The following is a 26,178-nucleotide window of genomic DNA, read 5'->3' as shown; positions in this document are numbered from 1 at the left end:
TGCTCATCAAAAATGAATACTTGGTGGCTCGTACCACCTAAAAAGGAAGGAAGAGAAAGAGTGAAAAGAAAACATAGTGTATGGATGATGATCCTCGTAGTGCTCATCGCGATTAGTCTTATTGGTTGTGGCACAACCCAATCTAAGGTAGAAAACAATGATACTGCTAAACAGGCGGCTAAAGTCACGATTGGTTTTTCAATCTCAACCTTGAATAACCCCTTCTTTGTAACCCTCAAAGAAGGCGCTGAAAAAGCAGCGAAAGACGCCGGTGCTGATTTAATGGTCGTAGACGCTGGGGATAATACTGCGAAGCAAATTAGCGATATTGAAGACTTGATTCAGAAGAAAGTCAGTGTGATTCTAGTTAACCCAACGGACAGTGATGCGGTAGTCGCGGCTGTGGAAGCAGCTAACAAAGCAAATATTCCAGTCATTACGGTTGACCGGGCTTCCAACGGGGGTAAAGTAGTTTCGCATATCGCATCCGATAACGTAAAAGGCGGCAGCATGGCCGCGGAATATATTATGAAAACCTTAGGTGATAAAGGGAATATCGTCGAGTTGCAAGGAATAGCTGGAACATCCGCAGCACGTGATCGAGGTCAAGGTTTCCATAATGTTGTCGATGGCAAAAATGGAGTGAAAGTTGTAGCTTCTCAACCCGCTGATTTCGATCGTGCCAAAGGGTTAACCGTTATGGAAAATATTCTCCAAGGAAATAAAGACATCCAAGCAGTTTTTGCCCACAATGACGAAATGGCCTTAGGTGCTCTTAGTGCCATCCAAGCAGCGGGCAAGAGCAACATTCTGGTAGTCGGCTTTGATGCCACAGATGATGCCGTGAAAGCCGTCAAGGACGGAAAAATGGCTGCTACTGTCGCGCAGAAACCAGATCTGATTGGCAAAACAGCCCTGGATACCGCACTGAAAGTGGCTAAAGGGGAGAAGGTTAACGCGAACATCCCCGTTGAATTAGAGCTGGTTACCAAGTAGGCTATGAAAATGATAGAGGTCGGAGCAGTGCTTCGGCCTCTTTTGTGCATCTTCATCTATCAAGTGTCTGTTTCCTTGGCAATTTCGATAGCATCTTCAACATCTTTTGCATTTTCATTTTCGCTATCATCTTGTTTGCTAATATCAGTATCCCCAGCTTCAATTTCGACGTCATCTAAGGATTTTAGCGAATAGGAAATTTTATGATTGATTAGTCCTGCGCTGAATAAGATAAGAGCAATGCCACCATATATAGCGATTGGTTCAAATATTCCGGGAAGCAATTGGCTGGGCACTAATTGTTTAACAACTTCATCTGCGGAATAACCCTGAGCAACATACTGCGTAACTGTATCTTTGAATAAAAAAATATTATTTAGTAAAAATGCTACTGCTATGAGGGTAACTACCGTAGAGCATGTATACATGATAATTGTACTGATAGGGGTCTTTGATCTTCCAAGCATCCCTTTTCTTTTAAGTCTCATAAAATATCTCCTTTTAGTTTTAACGAAGCTATGAGTTTAATCGCGATCTCTTCATTGGTTGATATTATAAGAAGTGTTCGATTCTTTGCTTACTTTATTACTATAACCTAATTTCATAAATCTAGCCTTGTTACTAATTTCTTACTAAATACATGAAAAGTTGTATAATAAGAGTGTTGTTTTCAATAAGCAACAGACAGGTTGATGGGGGTGATAGGCCATGGAAATAGAAAATAACCCAAAGCAAGGTGAAATGCTGATTTCGAAGGTGGAAGCTCTGATTCATAAACTCAGTACAGAAAATCATGAGAAAGAATTCCTGAGAGCGGATGCAATAAACGTTAAAGAGCTTCAATAATTAATGTCAAAAGGAATCGAGGGACAAGCTTTGCTTCAGAAACTTTTACGTAATATTATAAAGAGACCCTGGTACAAAACCCAGACTATTGTCTTTTTTGCATTATTTTTACTTAAAGTACTTATTTTCACCAAAACCTTAGGCCTTACCTATTCGATCCAACAAAAGAGTCAAGTCATGGGTACAGTTGGAACATTGTTGATTATTTTTTCTGTTGCCTTTTTATTACCCATTAAACTTCGTAAGTTGTACATTCTTTTAGCTAACTTAATTATCAGCAGCGTATTCTTTTTAGATATGATCTTCCTTAGGCATTTTCAAGACCTTGTCATCTTTCGGACTTTTGCGGCTGCTTGGCATTATCTTGAAATTGAGAGTTCCTGGTGGAAATTGCTCAAAACACAGGATATTTTCATGGTCGCGGATTTTATGTTTTTAATAGTATTAAAGCTTTATAACTATATCCAGAAGAACAAACATAGAACAGTTAACAAGCTTACGCCTGTCACTCAGGTAAAAAGTAAAAGGATTTTTCAACAATCCCTTAATATTCGTTGGGCAACAAAGACCTTCATCTTTCACTTAATCCCATTTATGATGATGCTTGCTCTTGGTCTAGGGGCATCCTGTAAGGCATTCGGGCTTCTCGAGGAAAATCAACCAAATATCACCAAGACTTTTTACTCAAAAGTGTACATTGCTCAAAGCCTTGGTGCACTTGAATTCCATGCCTTAGATATCCTTCGTTCTTCCCAGATTACTCTTGATTCCCCTCAACCAAGCATGATCGCCTTGCAAGATTGGTTTAAATCAACTCATCCCAGTTCAGATACAACGAATAAGCCCTCTTTTGGAATAGCCAAAGATAAAAACATAATTGTTATTCAGGTTGAATCCTTGCAACAATTTGTGATTGAGAAAAAAGTAAATGGCCAGGAAATTACTCCAAATCTCAATAGATTACTTAAGCAAGGCCTCTATTTTAACAATTACTATGGCGAAACCTGGAACGGCGGAACGTCGGACGCCGAATTTCTGTCCAATACCTCTCTTTATCCAGTATCCAAAGGAAGCGCCTATATTGATTATCCAATGAATCACTATGTTACAATCGCAAACACTTTAAGTAAGGAAGGATACAGCACTATTGCTATCGAGGCCAATAAGCCTGGATTTTGGGATATGGATTTAATGTCCCGGGCGGAAGGATTTCAGCAGGTTGTTGATGACGATAATTTCGTCCATGATCTTGACATGGGTATGGGGCTTGCGGATGGTTCTATGTTTGCCCAAGGGGCCAATTACCTGGAGAATTCCCAACAACCCTTTTATTCCTTTTTGGTTACGCTTTCCAGCCATTATCCTTTTGAGATTCCCGCCCAATATAAAACGATAAATGTAGGGTCTTATCAGAATACTGTCTTCGGTCACTACTTGGAGGCAGTTAATTATACAGATCAAGCGATTGGAGATTTTCTTAATCGTCTCCAGTCTGATGGACTATTGAATAACTCTATGGTTGTCATATATGGAGATCATCCGGCACCGTTTAATCGCAATGATCCTCAATTAAGCGAATTCCTTGGTTTTGGAGGAAAAGAGATTGATGAGTTTCCTTGGTTAGCGATGCAAAAAGTACCTCTTTTTATTTATGTTCCAGGTTCAACGCTCAACGGGGTTCAAAATATTGTCAGTGGGCAAATCGACCTTTTTCCGACACTTTTGGGTCTTCTAGGTAAAGATGCCAGCAACTATCCCTTGTTAGGTCATGATCTATTACACTCTCCTGCAGACGGTATCGCTATATCACGAAATGGGGTTCTCGTTTCTTGGAATTGCCTTTATAATGTAATCAATCAAAAAGCCTATGACCTTAATTCTGGACAATCTGTCCCCTGGCGCCCATCTATCGCTAAGATCTATCAGGATTATCTGGGATACACGGACACAATATTTAAGCATGATCTGCAATTAAAACTAAAACCATAATTAATAATTCCTTCCTTCCCCATAATGCCTCGGCAGAATTTGTTTTTGAGTCAAGCAGGAAAGAATAAGTAAAAACATAGTTAAGATAATCGAAGGACTCCTAAAGAAAAAGAGAATTAAAAATGTAATTTTTGTGCATTTTATGGGTATCAATTTTTTTGGAGGCATAGCAATGAATCTCGACAAAGTATTTTACCAGAACTTCATGAGAAATCTTTTTGCCGATCCTTGTGAAGTTAAGTTTTGGGATGGGGAGGTAGTGAATTATGGAGGAGGAGAGGCGCAGTTTCGAATTGATTTCAACGAACCAATTGCCAAAAGAGAAATTATAAATGACCTTTCCTTGGCCTTTGGTGAAGGGTATATGCAAAAGAAAATTGACATCGAAGGAAGTGTTCAAAAAGTCGTTGAATCACTCTTCAACAAACAAGATAGCCCTCTTCTAGCTAAAAATTCTTACGCAAAATTTGCCAAAATCCTCTCCGGTAACAATGTTCGTAAGAGCAAAGAGAATGTTCAATATCACTATGATATCGGAAATGATTTTTACCGTTTATGGTTAGATGAAACTATGACCTATTCGTGTGCTTATTTTAAATCGCCTGAAGATAGCTTGACTCAAGCCCAATATAACAAAGTTGATCATATCCTGAGTAAAATCAACTTAAAGCCCGGGCAAACCTTACTCGATATTGGGTGTGGATGGGGAGAACTTATTCTTACCGCGGCGAAAACTCATCAAGTTAAAGCTCTTGGGATCACACTAAGTTCAGAGCAATATATCCAGGTCCTCGAGCGGATTCGTAACGAAGGATTGCAGGATCTGGTTGAAGTCCAGATCGTTGACTACAGGGAATTAAAGGGCAGAACTTTTGATCGAGTGGTAAGCGTTGGAATGCTTGAGCACGTCGGAAAGGAACATTTGAACGAATACTTCTCTACAGTTAAATCTCTTTTAAATGAAGGTGGAGTATCCCTTTTACATTGTATTACTGGATATGAAGAGGGAGGGACAAATAGCTGGATTAATAAGTACATTTTCCCAGGAGGGTATATTCCTATGGTTCAGGAATTAGTTACACAAATGGCTGTAAACTCGTTCCATTTAATCGACCTGGAAAGCCTGCGTGAACATTATACTAGAACCTTAGAGGACTGGGCCCAGAACTTCGAGCAAGCTCTCCCGTTAATCCAGAAAATGAAAGATGAAACTTTTATCCGGATGTGGCGTCTCTATCTTAATTCCTGCGCTGCCTCTTTCCATACCGGTAACATTGATCTCCATCAGTTCTTGTTCACCAAGGGAGTTAATAACTCGTGGCCTATGACTCGTAGGTATATGTATTCGTAAATTATTAGATATGACTACTCACCGATTGAAATTCTAAGCGAACATCTGTCATTGTTCGGTCTAATATGAATTATTAATGCTACTGTATAGTGGTTACAAGGAAAAAATGTAGTATTAAAATGAAGAATACGTAGAAGTCTCTGGCTCAAATAGCAACAGACTTTCAGAGCAGTGTAACAAGGTTTAAACTATAAGTTGCTTTAGGTAAATGGCCCCTTTCAACAGCTATAGAATGGCTTTTGAAAGGGGCCATATTTCATAAAATCAAATGTTATAGAACAGCAAACTCGAAATCCTTTGGTGAGTGTGGTATGATGTATTTTTCCGAAGTTATTTATCTATCTCTTAAGCTGAAGGAGGTGAGGACATGGCAGAAGCTTTGAAAGCTATGTATAATAAAGAGTTTCTCTGCCGCTTTGGTGAGAACCTGCACGCCGTGTACAGCACTTTCGATATTGAGAGCTTCGTCTCAGCTACAATAGATGAAGCATGGGCAGGGCTTGAGCTGAAAGCTCGGATGCGCCGAATCACAGAGACGCTAAGGACACATCTGCCGATCCGGTATGAAGAAGCGTTGGACGTGTTATTTGCAATAGATGAAACTTGTATAGGGTTTCCATACTTGTTCTTTCCGGATTTCGTGGCGATGTACGGCCAAGAAGAGGAACACTGGGAGCTGTCTATGAAAGCACTAGAACGATTCACTCAAAGATCATCCGCGGAGTTTGCTATAAGACCATTTTTGCTACGTGATCCGGGGCGGGTGATCGGACAGATGATGCTCTGGTCAAAGCATCAAAGTGAGCATGTCCGACGGCTGGCGAGTGAGGGCTGTCGTCCCCGCTTACCTTGGGGAGTAGGCTTACCGATATTCAAGAGAGACCCAACTCTGGTGCTTTCTGTGCTGGAACAGTTGAAGGCGGACTCATCCCTTTATGTGCGCAAAAGTGTTGCCAATAATTTAAACGACATTGCTAAGGATCATCCTTTGCTAGTGCTCGAAACAGCCCGTCGCTGGAAAGATGTGTGTCCACACACGGATTGGATCGTACGGCAGGGTTGTCGAACGTTGATCCGCAAAGCCGATCCTGGAACTATGGAATTATTCGGCTATGCGAACCCTGAGGATGTGGTGTCGCTTACGACGTTTGCCTCATTGTCAGTGCTGCCGTCCAGGTTAGCGATTGGCGAGAGTTGCGAACTGCAATATGAACTTTGTATTCGTGAAGGAGAGTCGGTGCGCATCCGCATCGAATACGGGATTGACTTCGTGAAGGCCAGAGGAGGTCACACATCTCGTAAATTATTCCTGCTGTCTGATAAAATAGTAACCGGCGGTACACGACTTGCTGGCAGACGAACACACAGCTGGTCAAACAAGACAACCCGCCGCCATTATCCGGGTGAGCACCGGGTTGTCTTGTTAGTCAACGGGTGCGAAGTTGCTTTTATGGTATTAAAACTCCATCTTTTGGAGGAAGCATTTGATCACGCCTAGTCTCATACATTGCAAGTGTGTTGGAGACTGGAGTGTCTGTATGTTATGAATCATAAGCATCAAATAGAGTAGGGTATAAAAACAAGGCCACCTCGTTCGATGATCTTTGAACGAGGTGGCTTTTTATTATAAGAACAAGTTGAAGCAGTTAATCGCTTTTTTAAGGCACTGAATTTGATTTAGGTGGAATAACTCGCCTAATGAACAGGGCGGGGATCAGGCCTAGAATGGCTAAGCCTGTTGCAACGATGAAAGAATCATTGATGCCGTTTATAAAAGCCTGTTGAGAAGCAAGTCCGTAAACTTCTTGTAAGGCAACAACCTGGCCTGTTTGAGCAGGGAGAGCCAAACCTTGAACCAAAGCGCCAAACTGGTCTAACATCGTCGGATTCGACGCTGTTATGACACTGGTATAAGTTGCTAGATGTACGTTCGTTCTTGTCGACATGATGGTGACCAACATAGCAGTTCCCAATGAACCAGCCACTTGACGCATGGTATTAAACATTGCCGTTCCATGACTGTTTAATTTTCTAGGCAGTTGATTGAGCCCTGCTGTCATGAGGGGCATCATAATTAAAGATACGCCTAACGAACGAATGGTATACATCATCAGGATATCGCTATACATAGTATCCGCTGTCAGCTTAGTAAATTCCCAGGAGGCTGCAGCAGTAATCATTAGCCCAACAACGGCTAATACCCTTAATCCAATGCGATCAAAAATGGCACCGGCTATGGGGCCCATGATCCCCATAAGTAGTGCTCCGGGCAGTAGAAGAAAGCCGGACTGCAAAGGGGTGAAGCCGCGAATGCTCTGCAAATAGATAGGAAGCAACATCATAGCGGCGTACATAACCGTTGTGACAACGGCATTAATGATTATCGTTAATGAATAAATCTTATATTTGTAGACTTTTAGCTCCAACAGCGGCATGTCTACTGTTAGTTCTCTACGCACAAAGAGAAGAATTGACAGTATCCCGACAGCCAAAAAGATGATAACTTCTGTACTTCCCCAGCCAATGTTACCGGCCTCACTTACTCCGTAAAGCAGGCTGCTTAATCCGATAGTGGAAAATATTGCTCCCCATAAATCGAATTTAGGAAAGGTTAGTTCCAGCACATCTTTCATCCATGCCACCGCTAAAATTAGATCTAGTATTCCTATAGGTACAAGACTCGAGAAAAGGAGTCGCCAGGAATAAGTTTGTACAACCCACCCACCTAGCGTCGGACCAATAGCGGGTGCGAATACCATGACAATGCCCATAGTCCCCATAGCTTTGCCTCTTTGATACGGGGGGAAAATACTGAGAAAAACATTGGTTAAGAGTGGCATTAAAATGCCTGCCCCTAACCCTTGTATGATCCTTCCAATCATGAAAACAGCAAAAGAAGGGGCGATGGAGCAGATCAAAGAACCAATTGTAAAGGAACTCATGGCTACTAATACGAGTTTGCGGCTTCCGAACGTTTCCATCAGAAAAGCTGTGATCGGAATAAAAACTCCATTGACGAGCATGTAGCCAGTTACTATCCACTGAATAGTATTGGCAGAGACATTAAAATCTAACATCATGTGGGGAATAGCAACGTTATCTAGTGTTTGATTGAGAATTGAAACAAAAGCCCCCAGCATGAGAACAGTGAGAATTCTAAATTTGTTAAATTCCTCAGTGGTAGTTGGCTTTGTTGGAACAACACTGCTAGAGGGTGTTGTTAAAGACGAATCGAGAAGAACTGGTTCATTCAATACAGGTTGTTTCTTGTTAGTCTTTGTACTTTTGTCAGGATCTCTCTTTTTTATCAGCGATAGATTAACAAAAATAAGTATAGCAAAACTAAGTAGAATGTATCCGAACGAAAGCATATTCATTTACGCTACTCCCTTATATGGATTTGGGCTGTAACACTCATACCAGGAATTAAATTCAACCCTTTATATCCATCAAGTGTAATGACTATTGGAACGACTTGAATTACTTTTGTAAAATTAGCGTTTGTATTTTGCTGTGGTAAGAGAGAAAACTGAGCAGCCGTTGTCAATCCGATTTGTGTTATTTTCCCTGTTAACGTTGTACCTGGATAGGTATCGATGGACACATCGACTGTTTCGTTTTGTTTAATATTACTCATATCCGTTTCATTAATATTGGCACTGACCCATAAATTATCCATGTCATAAGCTCGGGCCAAAGTTGTTCCGGTAGCTACAAAACTGTTTGGAATAACGTTTTGCTGGACAATCGTTCCATTGGCGGGAGTTGTAATGTTCATGGTCATAGTTGTTGAAGGTGTCGTTGAAGGTGAAGTCGTTGTTGTTGTTCCGGTGCCTACTAATTGAATCGTACCTAAACTTTGTCCAGCGCTTAATTTACTGCCAACATTTGCATTCCAATCTGAAATCTTACCAGTTCCGAGGGCATTGATGGTAATAAGTTGACCGTCAATCCTGGCATTATCCGTTGTGATATAGTGATACGATTGATTATAGTAATAATAAGCGGCAAAACCACCACCGATGAGAAGAAGCAAAACAACAGCATTGATTAAAATTAACCGACTATTATTCAAAGACTTAGACCTCCTCGACATTAATCTTTTTATTTCTATCTACAGAATCATAATTAGCTTTTGCTACATCGGAAAAACTATACAGAAGTCATGTGGTAATGATTACACTGTTTGTTTGGTATAATCTTTTAATTAAATAGGTAATTTATAACTAGCGTTCTATCTGTGTTAAGGTGGAGGTGTTAATAATAATTGAAGAAAATTTATGTAGCCTATGATAGTGAAAATGGTCATACAGAACTCTTGGCTAAAGCAATTGCCGAGGGAGCTCGTAATATCGAACAAACACAAGTGCAGCTTAACCATATCCGGGATAGCAATCCCAATGATTTGGTAAATATGGACGCGATTATCTGGGGATGTCCGGGATATTTCGGAACCATTAGTGCTAACCTCAAAAAATGGATAGACGATTTAGGCGTCCTATGGGCTGAGGGTAAATTGATTAATAAAGTCGGAGCTGTTTTCTGTACTACTGCGACAGTACATGGAGGAGTTGAGTTAACGCTACTTAACCTAATGACTCCCATGTTACACCAAGGGATGATCATAGTTGGTTTACCAGGAAATATTCCAGAGAACGCACCTTATGGTTCTTTCTACGGAGTAGGAATAACCTGTCCAATAGAGAGCTCACCGGATGATCCACCCAATATGCCTACCGAGTCTGACCTGGCCCTAGGCAAGGCATTAGGTAAACGGGTGGCAGAAACTATTCAAAAATTGCACTGAATCTTTAAGAAATCCCTACTAGAAATTTGGAGGAGACAATTTAATGGTTTCTTTAATTGTATTTGGCATTATTGCCTTGATTGTAATCGTGTTTCTCCTCAGTTTTAATGTTAAGATAATGTCTAAGGCTGAAAAAGTAGCGCTTCCAATAAACAAGCCCAGTGAAATGTCTGTACTAAACAATCCCTCTGTTCCAGAAGCAGAAGAGTTAGAGAACAAACAACTTTCGAATAGCACTAACGAAAGTAACAAGAGGGTACCCCAAATGTCAGATGAGCAATACAGACGAGCCTTGCGACAATTTCAGGCAAGTCAAAGAGAAGAGCCTATCACAGCTCCCCAAAATATGCTAAATGACACTGCCTATCGTTCCGCCATTCGCTCAATAAAAAATCAGGCTAAGAGGGATTAACAATCAGACAATGGCTATGAACTTAATATTTAGTCCCTAGTGCTCATAGCTAAATGTGTGGTCAACTACTAGGGAGTTCATGAATTCTCAATTTCCGTAATTCCCTGAAAATTAGATTTATTTCTAACAAAACCCCACTCTTTTTGGAGTGGGGTTTCGCTGTCTATTTGGTTATGTATTATTGGTTAGATATTAAGTGCTTTTTGGAAAAGCGTTGTGCTCGCGCACTCTGGGCTAAAGCGATCAGAAAATGAAATAAGATAAATAAGTATATGGAAATTAATAGCAATTTGCCTAATCACTGAATATCTTATATTGTACAATGAATTACTTTCGTGGAAGGAGGAGTGCTTTATGGCATTTGGCGCAGGAGTTGTTGACGGTGTTGGATGTGGACCAAATTTTTTGTCGGGTATTGCGGTCGTCGTTGTGATTATTCTTCTGTTAATTGCAATGGGTATTGTGTTCTAAAGAGTTTTTTACTTTAAGATATCAGATTTCACCTCAGGAAGTAATATTTCACCATCTGTCATAGTTAGATTAGATGTTTTAACCGTGCTCTTAGTCACTAATTGGTAGTAAGAAACAGAATATAGCTTCTGCTTTGAAATTATCTCAAAATAAGAATAGGAGGAAATATTATGTACGGACAAGGAGTAGGTCATTTTCCAAACATTTCGCCGGTTGGTGCTCCGCCACACATTGGACCTATCGTAAAGTGTTGTCCACCGCTTGTACCGGCTTGCCCACCTGTTGCCCCATGCTTAGGGGTTGGCATTATTGCTATTGCTATCCTTATTTTAATTGCACTAGGCGTTATCTTTTAATATATTAATAAAAAGTAGGTGACGCACCCAGATCATTCATGTTCTACCCCCTAAAGAGAAAAAAGCTTTCTATTGATTAGATAATTAATAGAAGGCTTTCATTTTTGTACTTCTGCTTAGAAGGTATAAATGCAACTAGGGTGGTCGCCTTCGCTAAGGCTGCAAGAAAGCTAATACCTGTGAAGACAGAGTCTCCGGGCGCCAGCCAAGTTTTCTTTATGTAAGTTGGCAAGTGGATGCTTGTTTCAAAAGCGACTAAAGAGGGACAATTATAATACTGGAGCATGAAAATTTCATATAACTGACAAAATAGATATGGACGTTCACATTCACAGAAAGGAAGTTGTCGAATGAAAGCTATAACATTCCAAGGTGTTAAAAATGTTGAGGTTAAAAATGTAGAAGATCCTAAAATTGTAAAAGATGATGACATAATAGTTAAAGTAACTTCCACTACCATTTGCGGTTCGGATTTACACCTAATACGCGGAAGAATGCCTAAAATGCCTAAGGGGTTTATTATTGGACATGAGGCTATGGGGATTGTCGAGGAAATTGGCAAAGAAGTTAATAAGGTTAAGAAAGGCGATCGAGTGGTTGTCCCTTTTCCAATAGCTTGTGGTCACTGTTGGTATTGTAATCATGATTTATGGAGTCAATGTGACAATTCAAATGAGCATGGTGAAGTAGGTGGAGTTTTTGGATATAGTGAACTTTTTGGTGGATATGATGGTGGTCAGGCCGAATACCTGAGGGTACCGTACGCTAATATAGGACCTAGAATAATTCCTGAAGAGCTTACAGACGAACAGGCGCTTTTTTTAACCGATATCCTTCCAACCTCTTATTGGGGAGTAGAAAATGGTGGTGTAAAGAGCGGTGACACTGTGGTGGTATTAGGTTGTGGTCCAGTTGGGCTACTGGCGCAAAAATGGGCAGCCTATATGGGCGCAAGTAGAATCATCGCAGTAGATAATATTGATTACAGGATTGCACATGCCCAGACGTTCAATAAAGTGGAAGCGTTAAATTTCAAGGATTATGATAATACCGGAGAATATATTAAAGAGATAACTCAGGGTGGGGCAGATGTTGTCATCGATTGTGTTGGGATGGATGGTGAAATGTCAGCAATGGAAAAAGTTGAGACTGCATTAAAGTTGCAGGGGGGCTCTAAGTCTGCGATTGAGATTGCCTCGCAGGCGGTACGTAAAGGTGGAACAGTATCCGTAGTGGGTGTTTATGGCTCGAGATATAACAATTTCCCGTTCGGGGACTTTTTTTCTAGAAACATTACTTTGAAAATGGGCCAGTGTCCAGCCCATACGTATATAGACCGTATTCTAAATTTATTAAAAGAGAATAAGTTTGATGCTACGGACATTATCACGCATAGAATGTCACTTGCTGACGGAAAGAAGGCTTATGAACTATTCGACCAGAAACTTGATAATTGTATTAAAGTTGTTTTGAAGCCGTAGCACACCTGAAGCCCTCAAGTCGAATTTGTAGGTTTAGTTACATGTTAACTAGTGAAAAAAGAAAAGGAGTAACAAATGACAAATCATGACTTACCGAAAAGCATTCATGACATGCCAGGGCTAATTCCTCTCCAATTGATGCCCGAGAATATGGAATCGCCCATTAACACTCTGCTATCGTGGATTACTCCGAATGAACTATTTTATACTCGAAACCATCTGGTCTATCCTACTATACAGCTTGAATCCTGGGCCTTGTTCTTAGGCGGAGAAGTAGACAACCCCATAAACCTTACTTATGATCAACTGAAGCAAATGCCTCAGGTGGATAGATTTGTAACGATTGAATGCTCAGGTAATAAACGAGCTTTGATGGAACCTTCAACACCTGGGGAACAATGGCAGATTGGAGCAGTGGGTAACGCGAAATGGACAGGAGTCCCTTTAGCCTATATTCTTGACCAGACTAAAGTTAAGGAAACAGCTAAAGAACTAATCTTTACAGGAGTCGATTCAGGTATTCGTCCTGATATGGATACTGTTGTGAACTTTGAGCGAAGTTTACCTCTAGATAAAACTTTAATGGCAGAATGCATTTTAGCACTAAAAATGAATGACGAACCGATTCCCCATAAACACGGGTTTCCTTTACGCTTAATAGTTCCGGGTTGGTACGGTATGGCTCATGTAAAATGGGTCTCGCAAATTACAGCAACCGCTACCCCCTTTAAAGGTCCGTTCCAGGCAATTGACTATCTCTATATAACCAATGACGGAGATTCTCTTAACGCTGCACCAGTTACTGAAATGAAAGTTAATTCAATTATCACTTGGCCATCCCAAGAGGAAAAACTCCACCTGGGTTCACATACAATTCGTGGTCTGGCATGGACCGGAAAAGGTACAATAAGTGGAGTGGAAGTGAGTATAGACAGTGGTATGACCTGGAATGCCGCTCGGTTGACCAGTCCTGAACATGAACCTTACACATGGACATTCTGGGAATACTCGTTGAATATTACGGCACCGGGCCATTACTTCTTACAGGTTCGAGCTCAAGATAGCAACGGTAACGTGCAACCTAAAGTTGCTCCTTGGAATGCAAAAGGGTACGGGAACAATTCCATTCACCAGATTCCTATCAATGTACCCCAAATCCTTCATTAACTAAGTAACGAATCATTGCAAAGATCTGAAAAAAATGATAAAAAAGATGTCCAAAGATATACTCGAAGGTTCTTTGAACATCTTTTTTATAGGGCTTAGTTTAGAATGGTCAAAACGTTTATACCCTACTTGTTGATTTTTCAAGATGAATTCTTCTTGGGAACTTGATGAACATGTTTAATTACAATTTGTCGAAGTTATGAAATAGCCTATGCTATAATATTAGTACAAAAGAACTAATATTATGGAGAATGCTATGGATTTTAGTGAATTACTTAAGCAACTACCCCAAAGCCCGGGTGTCTATATGATGCGCGATTCATCAGAGAATATTATCTATGTCGGAAAGGCCAAAAACTTAAAAAACAGGGTGTCCCAATATTTTCAAAACCCAAATAATAGAGCTCCTAAGGTCCATGAAATGATCCACAATATTTATACCTTCAATTATCTAGTTACAGACACAGAATTAGATGCATTTATTGAAGAATGTCGCCTTATTAAGGAGATAAAGCCTAGGTATAACAAGCAAATGAAGAATGATAGAAATTATTTTTATATTAAAATACCGCCTGAACTATACCCCAAGGTTACTAAAGTGAATGAAAAAGCTGACGATGGGGCCTTATATTTTGGCCCTTTTACTAGTCCCCATCGAGTAGAGACTACAATAGAATTTTTGAAGGATTTCTATCCAATCCGAAAATGTACTAGCCCGGGACTAGTAAAGAGGGCTAATGGTTGTCTGTTTCAACAATTAGACACCTGTTTGGGAGTTTGTACTGGGCAGGTAAGCCCTGAAGAATACGGAGTTTACATAAAAAAAATCCAGCAGCTTTTGAACGGGAATGATATGGCAGCTGTTCAAGAACTTCATAAAAGGGTGGATACGGCTATTGAGAATCTACAGTTTGAGAAGGCTGCCAAGTATAAGGAGTATAGTTTAGGACTTCGACATGTAATCGGAAAGCAGCGCTTAGTTCACTCCTCAAGTAAAAATAGGAATATCTTAGCGGTTGAATTTATTGACGATACGCTTGCTAAGTTATTTCTAATTAAAGGAAATAAGCTTCTTTATAGAAAAGCTTTTAATTATGTAATGGCTGCAGATAGTCCGGAATTTAGGGAGTATCTAAAACGGATTATCACAGAAAAGTTTGTGACAGAAAAAAGTAATATTTGTAGATTAACACAGCATGATATTGATGAAGCCCAAATCATTTACTCATATTTGAAAAAGAATAGGAAAAGGATCATGAGTTTTTGGATACCCTCTACACGGCTTAACAAACAAACGTCTGATCTAGATGCCACAGTCCTAAAGATATTAAACAGGATCGCTTGCAGGAATGGGGCGGATTCGTAAGAAATATTAAAAAGTTTATAAAGTAGAGAAAATTTTCAACGAAATAGAAGGAATATTATGCGAGGTAGGCATTGATATGAGTACTGAAGGTTACACTTTTCAGGAAACAACGGTATAATTAAATAAATTAGGTCGAAATGAGTAGCCATTTGTTAGAAGGAGGTGAACCAAAGCTTATCTTGAGCTTGGGAATAAAATGAACATAGCTAACGGTGTAGAAATGTTAGAATTAGCAATGAACGCTATGGGTAATTCAAGTATAATTCATCCAACACTCATCTGGGATGAAGCGACGGTTATCTTAGTCGATGCGGGGACTTCTCAACTACCAGAAATTCAGAAAGTTATGGATCAGGTTGGTGCCCCATTTAGCAGGCTGAACAAAGTGATTCTCACTCATCAAGATCTCGATCATATTGGTGGTTTGCCAGAAATCTTAAGAGTTTCTGATCATAAAGTTGAAGTGTTGGCCCACGAAGAGGAAAAACCCTATATCCAAGGTGATAAACCATTAATTAAATTCAATCCCGAAAAAATGGCTCAAAGGTTGGCATCTCTGCCCGAAGAACAACGTAAACAAATGGAAAAGGTTTTCGAAGCATCACAAAGATTAAAAGCTAATGTTGATAAAACAGTGGAGGATGGAGAGGTATTGCCCTACTGTGGCGGAATTACAGTGATTTTCACACCTGGACATACACCGGGACATATTTGCTTATATCTTAATCAGAGCAAAACGCTTATTACTGGAGACGCTCTTAACGTAGTAGATGGTCAATTAGAAGGGCCTAAACCCGAATTTTCCAGTGATATTGATTTAGCTAAGAAATCCCTTAAAAAGTTAACTCAGTATGACATTGAAACAGTTATTTGCTATCATGGTGGAGTCTATAGAAATAATATAAATCAACGTGTGCTAGAGTTGACTAATGAATAGGTTATATGTCGAAAAAGGCTAATACTAAAAGAAGGATGTTCAAGATAAAAGTGTAAGCATTTTGAACATCCTTCTTTACTTTTTAAAAATGAGGCGAAGGATTATATGCAATTACTTAGCGTAAATATTAAGCACGCAGGCTATTTAGGTAATAATGCTGAGGTCATCAAAAATGTGGCTTTTTCTGTAAAAGCAGGCGAACTATTAGGCCTAATTGGTCCTAACGGAGCAGGAAAAAGCACAACACTGAAAGCGATTATGGGATTGCTGCCAGAGACGAACGGTAAGGTTGAATTCCCAGGGAAAGGCAGATCATATGCCTATATCCCGGAACAACCCGTACTTTATGAAGGGTTAACTCTCTGGGAACATTTAGAACTCGCTGCAGCCGCCTATGAAATCGAGCGGGAAGTATTTGTTTCAAGAGCGGAGGATCTTCTGAGGCTTTTCCGCCTAATGGAAGTCAAGCACCAGATGCCTAATACCTTCTCCAAGGGAATGCAGCAAAAGGTCATGCTTATCTTAGGATTTTTACTCGAACCAGCAATCTATGTGGTAGACGAGCCTTTTATAGGTCTGGACCCAAGAGGTACACGGGATTTTATGGCTCTTGTAAACCAAGCCCGGTCTAAAGGAGCAGGGGTATTGATGTCGACGCATGTATTGGATACTGCGGAAAAAATCTGTGATACATTTGTTTTGATGAATGCAGGGACGATCGTAGCTCAAGGCAACCTGAGCGAGGTAAGGGCCCAATGTCAGTTATTTGAAGGCTCCTTATTTGATTGTTTTGACAAAATCCTGGAGAACAACCAATGATGACAGTAACGAAACTCTTTTTTCAAAGGCTTGTTGCTGAATGGAAATATCAGTATCAGGTATGGAAAACGGCAGTCGATTGGATTGTAGCTCTTTATATTCTTATCCCTTTTTTTGCCATTTTCCTAAATTATTACGTTTCCTGGTGGAGGAAAGCGCCTGGGTGGCTTGACTATATACCGTTGACTGCCTTCTTAGGCATTATTCTCGTCTTTGCTTGGTCAGGAACGATTCGCATCTTCTTAGAGGAAGCGGATCAGCTCTTCTTATTACAGCGCAAAGCTTGGATAAGTCAGATTATTAGGTACAGCTTAGGTTATTCCGTGATCTATAACCTTTTTGCAACCTCGCTGATGATGAGTATTCTAGCGCCGTTTTTGTGGCGTTATTACAGCTTTTCCCTTGCGGAAATTATTTTGATAGTCTTTTTTATCTTTGTACTCAAAAACTGCCTGGGTCTAGCCAAACAACTAGTTGAGCTTCGCTTTAAGGGTTGGCCTCAACGCATGGTGAAGTGGGTAATGTTTTTGATAATTGGCGGATACGTGAGGACGAGTGTAGTTCTGTTGAGGAGTCGGACTGGCTTGTTTTGTCTTTTGGGGTTAATCCTCTTGATAATACTTGGTATTCTCTTATACCAAAGGGAAAAGGTGACAGGAAGCTTCTTCGAAGATGTGTTGCGGGAACGACAGGCGAGACTGAGACTAGCTAAGTTTATGCTCCAGCAAGTGGGAACATATGTGAAAAAGCCCAGGTTCTCTAGGAAACGCCCCTTATTATTTCGAACTTCGAGGTTACTGTTTAAGAAGCGGAACCCAGTCAATGGATTAGTGGAGATGTGTCTTAAAGCAGTGTTACGTAATGAAAGTGACGTTGGTTTCTACCTTAAACTTGTTGGGGTCTATCTTGTCATGATCTTGGTCTTTCCAGGAGATCTCAAATGGCTTCTCTGGATTGTGTTTTCAATTATGCTAACGAATGTCGTAGGGATCTCTTGGCTTGAAGTAATTAACTCCCCTTTTGTCTGTCTTTTTCCTTGGCTTCCGGGGACAAAGCTAGCAGCGGCGAGGAAAGCCATCTTCCTAATGGCTTTGCCGGGCCAACTGCTACTGGGTTTGGTAGTGGTTCTTCAAACTCATTCTTGGATAGGGGCTTTAGGGCTGGTTCCCAGCGGGTTAGTGATTGGATATTTTACAGCTAAGAGGGTTTCCTTAAAGTTTTGAGGAGGAAAGCAACTTAGAGAACACTGGAGTTTAGTCTTCTGCCGCTAGGCCCTCACCAGCTTTAAAGGCTTCTTTCAATAAAAGCTATCGTTACAGTAAACTCGGGATTACCGGTACCAAAACAAAGTAAACCTATTTTACTAATTTCCAACCAAACATTGTAAAAAAAATGTTGGTTGTTTCAATTGAATGAAGTAATTTATTAAACGCTGTGGAGCAAGGTTCCTAAAGAACGAACCGTACCACAGTGTTGATTTTTGTTAAGAAGTGTGTCATTTTGAGGTAGACTTTTTGAGTGTTAATGATGGGGATTGTTGTTCATATATTCCCTAAGCCATAAGGTATGAAATTCTTCATCAAGAAGATATTCCATGAGGGTATCTCGGATTACTGAATAATTCTTATTCTTACTTTCCGTAATAAAAGCGCGATACGCCTCAATTGCTTTGTTTTCAAGAGCTACACCTAATTTGCAAGTATTAACAGGACCAGTTGATTCTACCATTTCTCCAACAAATCCACCGGCTAATTGAAATAGGGAACCAGCAAAGGTAGGGATTTCAAGCTGTGCTTTGTCTAGGACTTGGGCAAAAAAATCAGCGTGACCACTTTCAATCTGCACCATTTTCTCAAATGCTTTCCTATAGTACTCATCCGTTGAGGTTGAAATTTGTGCTTTATAAAAAGCAACTTGAAATGTTTCTAATTTATAAAACGATTGAAGACTTGAAACAAATTTATCATCCATAATTATAATCCTCCTTACTTAAATGGTTACCATTTTTGGTTCCAGATATTTGCACTAGCCGGCGAAAATTAGGAAAACAGAAAAATAATACCGAGGTTAAGCTAAGCCCCTTATCAGCACTTAGGTTAGCCACTTATGTGGGATGTGAGAGGGATCGCAATATTATTAGGAAAACAAGGAAGGAGAAAGTAAAATAATGTATAATTGAGGTATCGGTAAAAAATATGATAGGGAGAAAATTGTATGAAACAGAGAGTCTTGAAAAAACAGCACAATAGTAAAAAATGTATTGTTTGTGGTATGGAAAATGAATTAGGCTTAAGAGCCTCTTTCTACGAATTAGAAAATGGCGAGATCATTGCTTTTTTTAAGCCGCTCGAAGAACACCAGAGCTATCCCGGCAGGTTACATGGCGGGATAGCAGGATCTATATTAGATGAAACTATTGGCAGAGCAATTATGATCATTGATGAGACTATATGGGGAGTTACCGTTGAGCTAAGCTTAAAATATAAAAAACCTATTCCGTTAAATGAAGAACTGAGAGTTATTGCTAGAATTACGAAAGACTCAAGTAGGTTGTTTGAAGGTACAGGGGAGATAATACTCGGAAATGGGGAAGTTGCAGTGAGTGCTCATGGCAAATATCTTAAGATGCCAATCGAGAAAATAGCGGATTTTAATAAAGAAGAGCAAGAATGGCGAGTAATCTTATCTGATGATGACCCTAAAGAAATAGATATTTAAAAGGGTTAGGGCAAACAAAGCGGTTATTAGTTTGAAGGAAGCTATACATATTATAAGGGGGAATAAGCCGAATGCTTAACTTTGATTCGCTCTTTAATCCCTATGTTTCGCGTAGAATGACGGTGTATGCCAAAAATGGAATGGTCGCCTCTGCTCAGCCTCTTGCTGCTGAAGCAGGGTTGTCTATTCTGAGAAAAGGTGGAAATGCAATCGATGCAGCTATAGCAACAGCTGTGTGTTTGACAGTTGTAGAGCCGACCTCTAATGGAATAGGCGGAGATGCCTTTGTGCTAGTCTGGACAAAGGGGCAACTTTATGGACTGAATGCCAGCGGTCCGGCACCTCAACTTCTGACTCTGCAAGCTTTGGAGAAGGCTGGATATAAGGAAATGCCCATATACGGCTGGGTTCCCGTCACTGTTCCTGGTGCACCTGCTGCTTGGGCAGAATTGTCCGCTCGCTTCGGTAGGCTTTCTCTAAGTGAAGTGATGGCACCTGCGATTACTTATGCCGAACAGGGTTTTCCCCTTTCTCCAACGGTTGGAAGGAGTTGGGAGAATGCTTTCAACAGGTACTCGCTAGAGCTAAAAGAGGAACAATTCAAGTATTGGTTTAGTACCTTTGCCCCTCAAGGGCGGGCTCCAAAAATTGGTGAACTTTGGCAATCTCTTGATCACGCTCGTACTTTACAAGCTATCGCAGAGACAAAAGCCCGCTCTTTTTACTGTGGAGTCATAGCGGACAAAATCGATGAGTTTTCTAAAAAGTATGGAGGCTATCTAAGAAAAGATGATCTAGTGGCTTACACACCAGAATGGGTAACCCCCATAAACATTAATTATCGAGGGTATGACGTTTGGGAAATTCCTCCCAATGGACACGGTCTCGTTGTGCTTATGGCCTTAAACATTTTAAAAGGCTTCGATTTCGAAATAAAAGAGAGCCTCGATTCGTATCATAGGCAAATCGAAGCCCTAAAACTAGCTTTTGTAGACGGTCAGAAATACATTGCCGATCAATCCAAGATGCAATTTAGGATTCAAGATCTGCTATCTGATGCCTACGCTACAGAACGGAGGAAAGAGATCGGAGAAAGAGCCCTAATGCCTGAACCTGGAAATCCACCTAAAGGGGGAACCGTTTATCTGGCAACAGCTGATGGAGAGGGAAACATGGTTTCTTATATTCAAAGTAACTATATGGGCTTTGGCTCAGGTTTAGTTGTCCCAGAAACAGGCATTAGCTTACATAATCGCGGAAACAACTTTTCTTTGAACCGAAATCATGTCAATTGTCTGGAGCCCGGTAAACGACCTTATCATACCATAATTCCAGGTTTCTTAACCAAGGATAGTTGTCCTGTTGGCCCTTTCGGAGTAATGGGCGGTTTTATGCAACCTCAAGGACATCTCCAAGTTGTAATGAACGCGATGGATTTCGGCTTGAACCCTCAAGCGACACTGGATGCGCCCCGATGGCAATGGATCAATGGAAAAACCATCGAGATTGAGCATTCCTTTCCTGAGCATATTGCCCAAGCTCTGGTCCGAAGGGGGCATGACATTCGATGGGCTTTAGATTCTAGTGGCTTTGGACGTGGTCAAATAATCTGGAAAACTTCAGATGGGATATTAGCTGGAGGAACCGAGCCCAGAGCGGATGGGCACATTGCCTTATGGTGATTGTAAAATAATTATTTTCGGGGTAGTAACAGAACATCAGACTGGTAGACTATGTACAAAGTTAGTACATATTAAATAGGAGAAATCAGATAAAGCAGAAAGTAGGGTAATGAGAATTGCACAGGAATGATAAACTAATAAAACTTCTTGAAAATGATAGATTTGCTGCTTTTGTTGGTATAGAACTTGTTAAAGTACAGCCAGGTTACGCTGTCACTAAGATGGATATTTCTGAGAAACACTTAAATGGCGTCAATATCATTCAAGGGGGAGCAATTTTTACACTTGCAGACTTCGCCTTTGCTGCCGCATCGAATGCTTGTGGACAAGTAACCGTGGGCATTAATGCTAGTATAGCTTATTTTCAAGCGTCTAAAGGAAAGACATTAATAGCTGAAGCAAAGGAAGTAGCAACATCTCAAAAAATTTCTAATTATACGGTTGATGTGTTTAATGAGAACAAGGATCACATTGCACAATTAAGTATTACGGGCTATAAAAAGAATGAAAAAATACAAGCAATATAGAGTTCCAGCGCAAAACCCTCTCGGGTTTCACCGTCTGCTGGGGGCTTTGATGGAAAGTATTATAGAATTAGCCAAAACAAATTTATAAAGCAAAGTATAAAAGTAAGGGATGCTCAACTAAACGGCGTGAATCTATTACTTTTACTCTTGTAGGTGATCTATTCATAAGAACGCAAGGGTCTGTTTCTTGTTAACAATTATGTACGTTAATAAAAGCTTATGAAGATTTAGTTTTAGGAAGGAAACAAACTTTGTGGTTCATCGATCTCCAACGTCAAATTCTTAGGCTCAAATAAACGGCTGTCTCCCAAATGGACTGCTATAGCCTTCTTCACATAGTTCCACCTCCGCGCCATCTTCCTAAGAATAGTCTTTCAATCCATAAATTGTCATATTACGCCAATTTATGGATGATATTTAGATAACGAAAACAATCTGTAAAAATTATATACCAGTTATAACAGGGTACTGCGATTTAAGCAATCAACAGCCCCTAAAGTTAATAAGGCTCTTTATAGCCGTATCTACTTTAGGGGCTGACTTGAATTTCAAAATTTAAATGTTTAGCCTATGTGTACAATAACATTCGTAACACCTACAATAAGTATCGATAAAACGATTGTTCCACCTATAATAATAAGATTTTGTTTTCTTGTGTTTATTTTGTGCCAAAGCAAAAATATCCCTCCATAGTTTAGCAATCTCATTTCAATTTTATCATTGCCTTGAATTAAAAAGTATGGACTTAAAGTCCTAAGGATCTAGTAAAAAAGTCCTATAATTGTTTTCTGGTAATAAATACAATATACTTTGCTAAATACATTGCTAGTCTTCGCGAAAAAAATTATACTGAACAAAGTAGTGTCAAAGTCACAAACAAAGGAGAATAATGCTATGAGTATGAACTTCGTCAAAAGAATACCTACCGCTGGTGAGATAATAGAACAGATACCGTTACCTAATCAAATTAGAGATATAAAAGAAACCAGGGATAATGATCTAAGAAATATTTTTGAAAATAAGGATAATAGATTTATCCTTATAATAGGCCCATGTTCTGCTGATAATGAAGACTCTGTTTGCGAATATATAGAGAAGCTTGCCCGGGTTCAGGAACAGGTAAAGGATTCAATTCTAATTGTGCCAAGAATCTATACTAATAAGCCTAGGACTACCGGCGAAGGTTATAAAGGCATGGCCCATCAACCTGATCCAAGTAAGAAACCAGATTTATTTGAGGGTATTAAAGCGATTAGAAAAATGCATTTAAGAGCACTATGTGAATATCACATGCCTGCAGCGGATGAAATGCTCTATCCGGAAAATTACACATATCTCGCAGACGTCTTGGGTTACATTGCAATTGGTGCCCGTTCAGTAGAAAACCAGCAACACAGACTAGCTGTAAGTGGAGTCGATACACCTGTAGGAATGAAAAATCCGACAAGTGGTGACCTATCCGTAATGCTGAATTCTATCATCGCGTCACAACAGGGCCATACTTTTACATATGCCGGGTGGGAGGTAGAAACCACAGGCAACCTACTTACTCATGCCATTTTAAGAGGTGCCGTGGATTCTAATGGCAGAAACATTCCTAATTATCATTTTGAAGATTTAATTCGCATTGCTAAAGACTATGAAAAACTGCAACTTTCCAACGCCACAATCATTGTTGATACAAATCATGCAAATTCTATGAAATGCTATTCTGAACAACCAAGAATTGCAAGAGAAGTGTTGATGAGTAGAAAATATGATACTTTGCTTAAGAAGATGATAAAAGGTCTGATGATTGAAAGCTATCTTGTAGAAGGTAGACAAGGTATCGGTGAAAATATTTATGGAAAATCAATAACGGATGCCTGTCTTGGATGGGATGACACAGAAAAGCTAATTTATTACATTGCTGAAAACGTTTAATTAAGGTAACACGCCTCAAATTATCTAGGACCATTGAAAACAAACATTGGATAGCGCTACTTAATGGATGCTGTTAAGTAGCGCTTTTTGAGTTGCCGCACCACGGACAGGTAAAGTGTAGAGCAAATACCCCTCAAATAAGTTTATAAATATTTTAGATTAGTAATTGACATCATATTAAAATTATTATAAAATAACCTATAGATAAGTCATTACATTTTAGGAGGAGTAATTTTATGAAAAAATTTATTTGTTCAGTATGTGGATATGTGTTTGAGGGAAAGGAAGCACCGGAACAATGTCCTCATTGTAATTCTCCTAAGGAAAAATTCTTGGAGATAACAAATGAAGTAATGCAGTGGGCCGATGAGCATAAAATCGGAGTAGCCGAAGGGGTTGATCCTGAAATAGTTGAAGGATTAAGAGCTAACTTTATGGGCGAATGTACTGAGGTTGGAATGTATTTGGCAATGAGCCGTCAAGCAGATCGAGAAGGGTATCCTGAAATAGCAGAGGCTTATAAAAGGATTGCGTTTGAAGAAGCAGATCATGCAGCCAAGTTTGCGGAGCTGTTGGGTGAAGTGGTCAATGCTGATACGAAAAAGAATTTGGAGTTGAGGGTTGAAGCAGAATTTGGTGCCTGTCAGGGTAAAAAGGACTTGGCCACCAAAGCCAAGCAGCTAAATTATGATGCCATTCATGACACCGTTCATGAGATGTGTAAGGATGAAGCAAGGCACGGATCAGCCTTTAAAGGACTTCTTGATAGGTACTTTAAATAATTCCTTAAATTCACAGAAAGACCCATTCCAATCATTTTTGGAATGGGTCTTTTGATTTATAAATGACAATTTGATAAACTATCTAGTAATGGTGCAATATGTAAGAAAATGCAAAGCTCGTAAAGACATAATAAGAAGCTTTTATAAATAAAGAAAGAATAATTACATTGCATTAGAAGTTTAAGTTTTTAAGGTTTTGGAAAAAATTTGCAACAGAACAGGTTAGATTAGATTTAGATAGGTGTTACGCACATTTCTGCGTGCGCTAGTAAGTGAGAGGAGTAGGTGAAATTTGCTCAATAAGAGAAACAGTATTCAGAAAACAATTAAAAATGTTCTATTTCTAATTTTAGGTTCAGCCTTAGCAGGGGTAGGGTTAGAGATTTTTTTAATTCCCAACAACGTAATCGATGGTGGCATAGTAGGTATATCCATAATGGCAGGGTATCTTACGAGTTGGCCAGTTGGCTTATTCATATTCGTACTCAACATTCCGTTTTTTATCTTCGGATATTTACAAATTGGAAAATCGTTTACGTTTTCTACCATATTTTCAGTCGCAATGTTATCGATGTGGGTCAGTGTTTTACATCCAGTACCTGGAATTACTCATGACGTATTTTTAGCTACTGTTTTTGGAGGAATTGTATTAGGAATTGGGGTTGGGTTAATCATTCGTTATGGTGGCTCTTTAGATGGAACAGAAATTATTGCCATTGTTCTAGATAAGAAAACTGTATTTTCTGTTGGGGAAATAGTTATGTTCTTTAACCTTTTTATCTTAAGTAGTGCCGGAATGGTTTTCGGATGGGACAGAGCTATGTATTCACTCGTTGCCTATTTTATAGCATTTAAAGTAATTGATCTTACGATAGAAGGCTTAGACGAGTCTAAAGAAGTAATGATTATATCTGACAAATACGAAGAAATTTCTTTAATACTAATGGCTAGACTTGGCAGAGGGGTTACTCTGCTCCAAGGAATTCAAGGAAAAGGGGGATTTTCAGGAGATCCCAAGGCTGTATTATATTGTGTTGTGACACGTATAGAAATTGCTAAATTAAAATCTATTCTCAATGAGATAGATAAGAATGCTTTTGTTACAATAAGTAGTGTGCACGAAGTAATGGGGGGAAGATTTACCAAGAAAGCAATTCATTAGTGAAGAGCGTCTACCATCAGAAATTTGAGATTAGAATATTACTTCCTCATGTTCTTTCTTTTGGGATCATTGAATGGAGGACCCGCTATTCCAAGCGGAAACCCGGTAGCAATTGCAGTTGTTACTGAGTGATTTAGCCTTGAAAATGGCGTAACTTTGAATTCGCGCGATAAAACAAATGAAAATGTTAAAATTATTAGTACAACTTCAAATCCAACAAAAAGCCTTTGTTTTAGTGGTACGGAATCTCTAAGCTGGTACCCTGCAAAATACGCAACGGGAACCACTATGAGGTTGGGAATAATAACAAGTAATAGGAAATCATACATGAACAGACCTCATTTCGTAAGCTTGATTTCTCAAACACGGTCCTCAGAACTATAGGA

The 26,178-nt window shown here is 39.7% G+C and carries 25 protein-coding genes; 20 read left to right on the top strand and 5 right to left on the bottom strand.

The features are described 5' to 3' along the window. Nucleotides 1-60: 60 nt before the first annotated feature. Nucleotides 61-996 carry a ribose ABC transporter substrate-binding protein RbsB gene (gene rbsB, locus DSBG_RS04025; protein ID WP_141694233.1) on the top strand — a complete coding sequence of 312 codons (936 nt, stop codon included), beginning with the start codon at nt 61-63 and terminating at the stop codon, nt 994-996. A 59-nt stretch (nt 997-1,055) separates the two neighbouring features. Here rbsB and DSBG_RS04020 read toward each other — a convergent pair whose 3' ends face one another. Continuing rightward, nucleotides 1,056-1,484, bottom strand: a complete 429-nt coding sequence (locus tag DSBG_RS04020) for a hypothetical protein (protein WP_068962930.1) — start codon at nt 1,482-1,484, stop codon at nt 1,056-1,058. Between the two features lie 220 nt (nt 1,485-1,704). Here DSBG_RS04020 and DSBG_RS22855 point away from each other — a divergent pair, with 220 nt between their 5' ends. The 4 genes from DSBG_RS22855 (at nt 1,705) to DSBG_RS04005 (ending at nt 6,680) form a co-directional block, all read left to right on the top strand. Next, nucleotides 1,705-1,842 carry a hypothetical protein gene (locus DSBG_RS22855; RefSeq protein ID WP_176716163.1) on the top strand — a complete coding sequence of 46 codons (138 nt, stop codon included), beginning with the start codon at nt 1,705-1,707 and terminating at the stop codon, nt 1,840-1,842. Nucleotides 1,843-1,845: 3 nt separating this feature from the next. Then, nucleotides 1,846-3,831, top strand: a complete 1,986-nt coding sequence (locus DSBG_RS04015; RefSeq protein WP_068962929.1) for an LTA synthase family protein — start codon at nt 1,846-1,848, stop codon at nt 3,829-3,831. A gap of 172 nt (nt 3,832-4,003) precedes the next feature. Continuing rightward, the gene (locus DSBG_RS04010) at nt 4,004-5,182 is read left to right on the top strand and encodes an SAM-dependent methyltransferase (protein WP_068962928.1); all 1,179 of its coding nucleotides are present in this window, start codon (nt 4,004-4,006) and stop codon (nt 5,180-5,182) included. Between the two features lie 367 nt (nt 5,183-5,549). After that, entirely contained in the window at nt 5,550-6,680 is a 1,131-nt protein-coding gene (locus DSBG_RS04005) for a DNA alkylation repair protein (protein ID WP_068962927.1), read from the top strand. A 160-nt stretch (nt 6,681-6,840) separates the two neighbouring features. Here DSBG_RS04005 and DSBG_RS04000 read toward each other — a convergent pair whose 3' ends face one another. Further along, on the bottom strand, nt 6,841-8,559 hold the full coding sequence (locus DSBG_RS04000) for a DHA2 family efflux MFS transporter permease subunit (protein ID WP_083236718.1): 1,719 nt from the start codon (nt 8,557-8,559) through the stop codon (nt 6,841-6,843). A gap of 5 nt (nt 8,560-8,564) precedes the next feature. After that, a complete protein-coding gene (locus DSBG_RS03995) occupies nt 8,565-9,257 on the bottom strand; it encodes an HlyD family secretion protein (RefSeq protein WP_068962926.1) in 693 nt (230 codons plus the stop codon). A gap of 192 nt (nt 9,258-9,449) precedes the next feature. Between DSBG_RS03995 and DSBG_RS03990 the strand changes: the two genes are divergently transcribed. From DSBG_RS03990 to DSBG_RS03950, 9 genes are all read left to right on the top strand, one after another. Beyond that, entirely contained in the window at nt 9,450-9,989 is a 540-nt protein-coding gene (locus DSBG_RS03990; RefSeq protein ID WP_068962925.1) for an NAD(P)H-dependent oxidoreductase, read from the top strand. Between the two features lie 43 nt (nt 9,990-10,032). Beyond that, nucleotides 10,033-10,401 (top strand): hypothetical protein, encoded by a 369-nt coding sequence (locus DSBG_RS03985; protein WP_068962924.1) that lies wholly within the window; start codon nt 10,033-10,035, stop codon nt 10,399-10,401. Between the two features lie 641 nt (nt 10,402-11,042). After that, nucleotides 11,043-11,228, top strand: a complete 186-nt coding sequence (locus DSBG_RS03980; RefSeq protein WP_068962923.1) for a hypothetical protein — start codon at nt 11,043-11,045, stop codon at nt 11,226-11,228. Between the two features lie 350 nt (nt 11,229-11,578). Beyond that, nucleotides 11,579-12,709, top strand: coding sequence for a zinc-dependent alcohol dehydrogenase (locus DSBG_RS03975; RefSeq protein WP_068962922.1), 1,131 nt, complete (start codon nt 11,579-11,581; stop codon nt 12,707-12,709). A gap of 75 nt (nt 12,710-12,784) precedes the next feature. Next, complete coding sequence (locus tag DSBG_RS03970) at nt 12,785-13,876, top strand: sulfite oxidase (protein WP_068962921.1); 1,092 nt, start codon at nt 12,785-12,787, stop codon at nt 13,874-13,876. 256 nt (nt 13,877-14,132) lie between these two features. After that, nucleotides 14,133-15,242, top strand: coding sequence for a GIY-YIG nuclease family protein (locus tag DSBG_RS03965; RefSeq protein ID WP_068962920.1), 1,110 nt, complete (start codon nt 14,133-14,135; stop codon nt 15,240-15,242). A gap of 196 nt (nt 15,243-15,438) precedes the next feature. Beyond that, nucleotides 15,439-16,179, top strand: a complete 741-nt coding sequence (locus tag DSBG_RS03960; protein ID WP_068962919.1) for an MBL fold metallo-hydrolase — start codon at nt 15,439-15,441, stop codon at nt 16,177-16,179. A 105-nt stretch (nt 16,180-16,284) separates the two neighbouring features. Then, nucleotides 16,285-16,998, top strand: coding sequence for an ABC transporter ATP-binding protein (locus DSBG_RS03955; protein WP_068962918.1), 714 nt, complete (start codon nt 16,285-16,287; stop codon nt 16,996-16,998). Further along, nucleotides 16,995-18,221: an ABC transporter permease gene (locus DSBG_RS03950; protein WP_068962917.1), complete on the top strand. Its 1,227-nt coding sequence runs from the start codon at nt 16,995-16,997 to the stop codon at nt 18,219-18,221. Before DSBG_RS03955 ends, DSBG_RS03950 begins: the two co-directional genes overlap by 4 nt. Nucleotides 18,222-18,519: 298 nt before the next feature. On the opposite strand, the gene DSBG_RS03945 is transcribed toward DSBG_RS03950, so the two are convergent. Then, a complete protein-coding gene (locus DSBG_RS03945; protein WP_068962916.1) occupies nt 18,520-18,969 on the bottom strand; it encodes a demethoxyubiquinone hydroxylase family protein in 450 nt (149 codons plus the stop codon). Between the two features lie 243 nt (nt 18,970-19,212). On the opposite strand from DSBG_RS03945, the gene DSBG_RS03940 reads away from it, so the two are divergent. From DSBG_RS03940 to DSBG_RS03915, 6 genes are all read left to right on the top strand, one after another. Continuing rightward, a complete protein-coding gene (locus DSBG_RS03940; RefSeq protein WP_068962915.1) occupies nt 19,213-19,716 on the top strand; it encodes a PaaI family thioesterase in 504 nt (167 codons plus the stop codon). Between the two features lie 71 nt (nt 19,717-19,787). Beyond that, complete coding sequence (locus DSBG_RS03935; protein WP_068962914.1) at nt 19,788-21,398, top strand: gamma-glutamyltransferase family protein; 1,611 nt, start codon at nt 19,788-19,790, stop codon at nt 21,396-21,398. A 116-nt stretch (nt 21,399-21,514) separates the two neighbouring features. After that, complete coding sequence (locus DSBG_RS03930; protein WP_068962913.1) at nt 21,515-21,925, top strand: PaaI family thioesterase; 411 nt, start codon at nt 21,515-21,517, stop codon at nt 21,923-21,925. Between the two features lie 861 nt (nt 21,926-22,786). Then, nucleotides 22,787-23,848 (top strand): 3-deoxy-7-phosphoheptulonate synthase, encoded by a 1,062-nt coding sequence (locus DSBG_RS03925; RefSeq protein ID WP_282434192.1) that lies wholly within the window; start codon nt 22,787-22,789, stop codon nt 23,846-23,848. A gap of 236 nt (nt 23,849-24,084) precedes the next feature. Further along, complete coding sequence (locus DSBG_RS03920; protein WP_068962911.1) at nt 24,085-24,630, top strand: NADH peroxidase; 546 nt, start codon at nt 24,085-24,087, stop codon at nt 24,628-24,630. 292 nt (nt 24,631-24,922) lie between these two features. Beyond that, on the top strand, nt 24,923-25,792 hold the full coding sequence (locus DSBG_RS03915) for a YitT family protein (RefSeq protein ID WP_068962910.1): 870 nt from the start codon (nt 24,923-24,925) through the stop codon (nt 25,790-25,792). A 38-nt stretch (nt 25,793-25,830) separates the two neighbouring features. Here DSBG_RS03915 and DSBG_RS03910 read toward each other — a convergent pair whose 3' ends face one another. Further along, nucleotides 25,831-26,121 (bottom strand): hypothetical protein, encoded by a 291-nt coding sequence (locus DSBG_RS03910; RefSeq protein WP_068962909.1) that lies wholly within the window; start codon nt 26,119-26,121, stop codon nt 25,831-25,833. Nucleotides 26,122-26,178: the final 57 nt, after the last annotated feature.

It is taken from the genome of Desulfosporosinus cupriresistens, from assembly GCF_001707885.1.
In the GTDB taxonomy this organism is placed as follows: domain Bacteria; phylum Bacillota; class Desulfitobacteriia; order Desulfitobacteriales; family Desulfitobacteriaceae; genus Desulfosporosinus.
The sequence above is the reverse complement of the archived record's forward strand: the minus strand, read 5'-3'. Positions and strand labels throughout refer to the sequence as shown.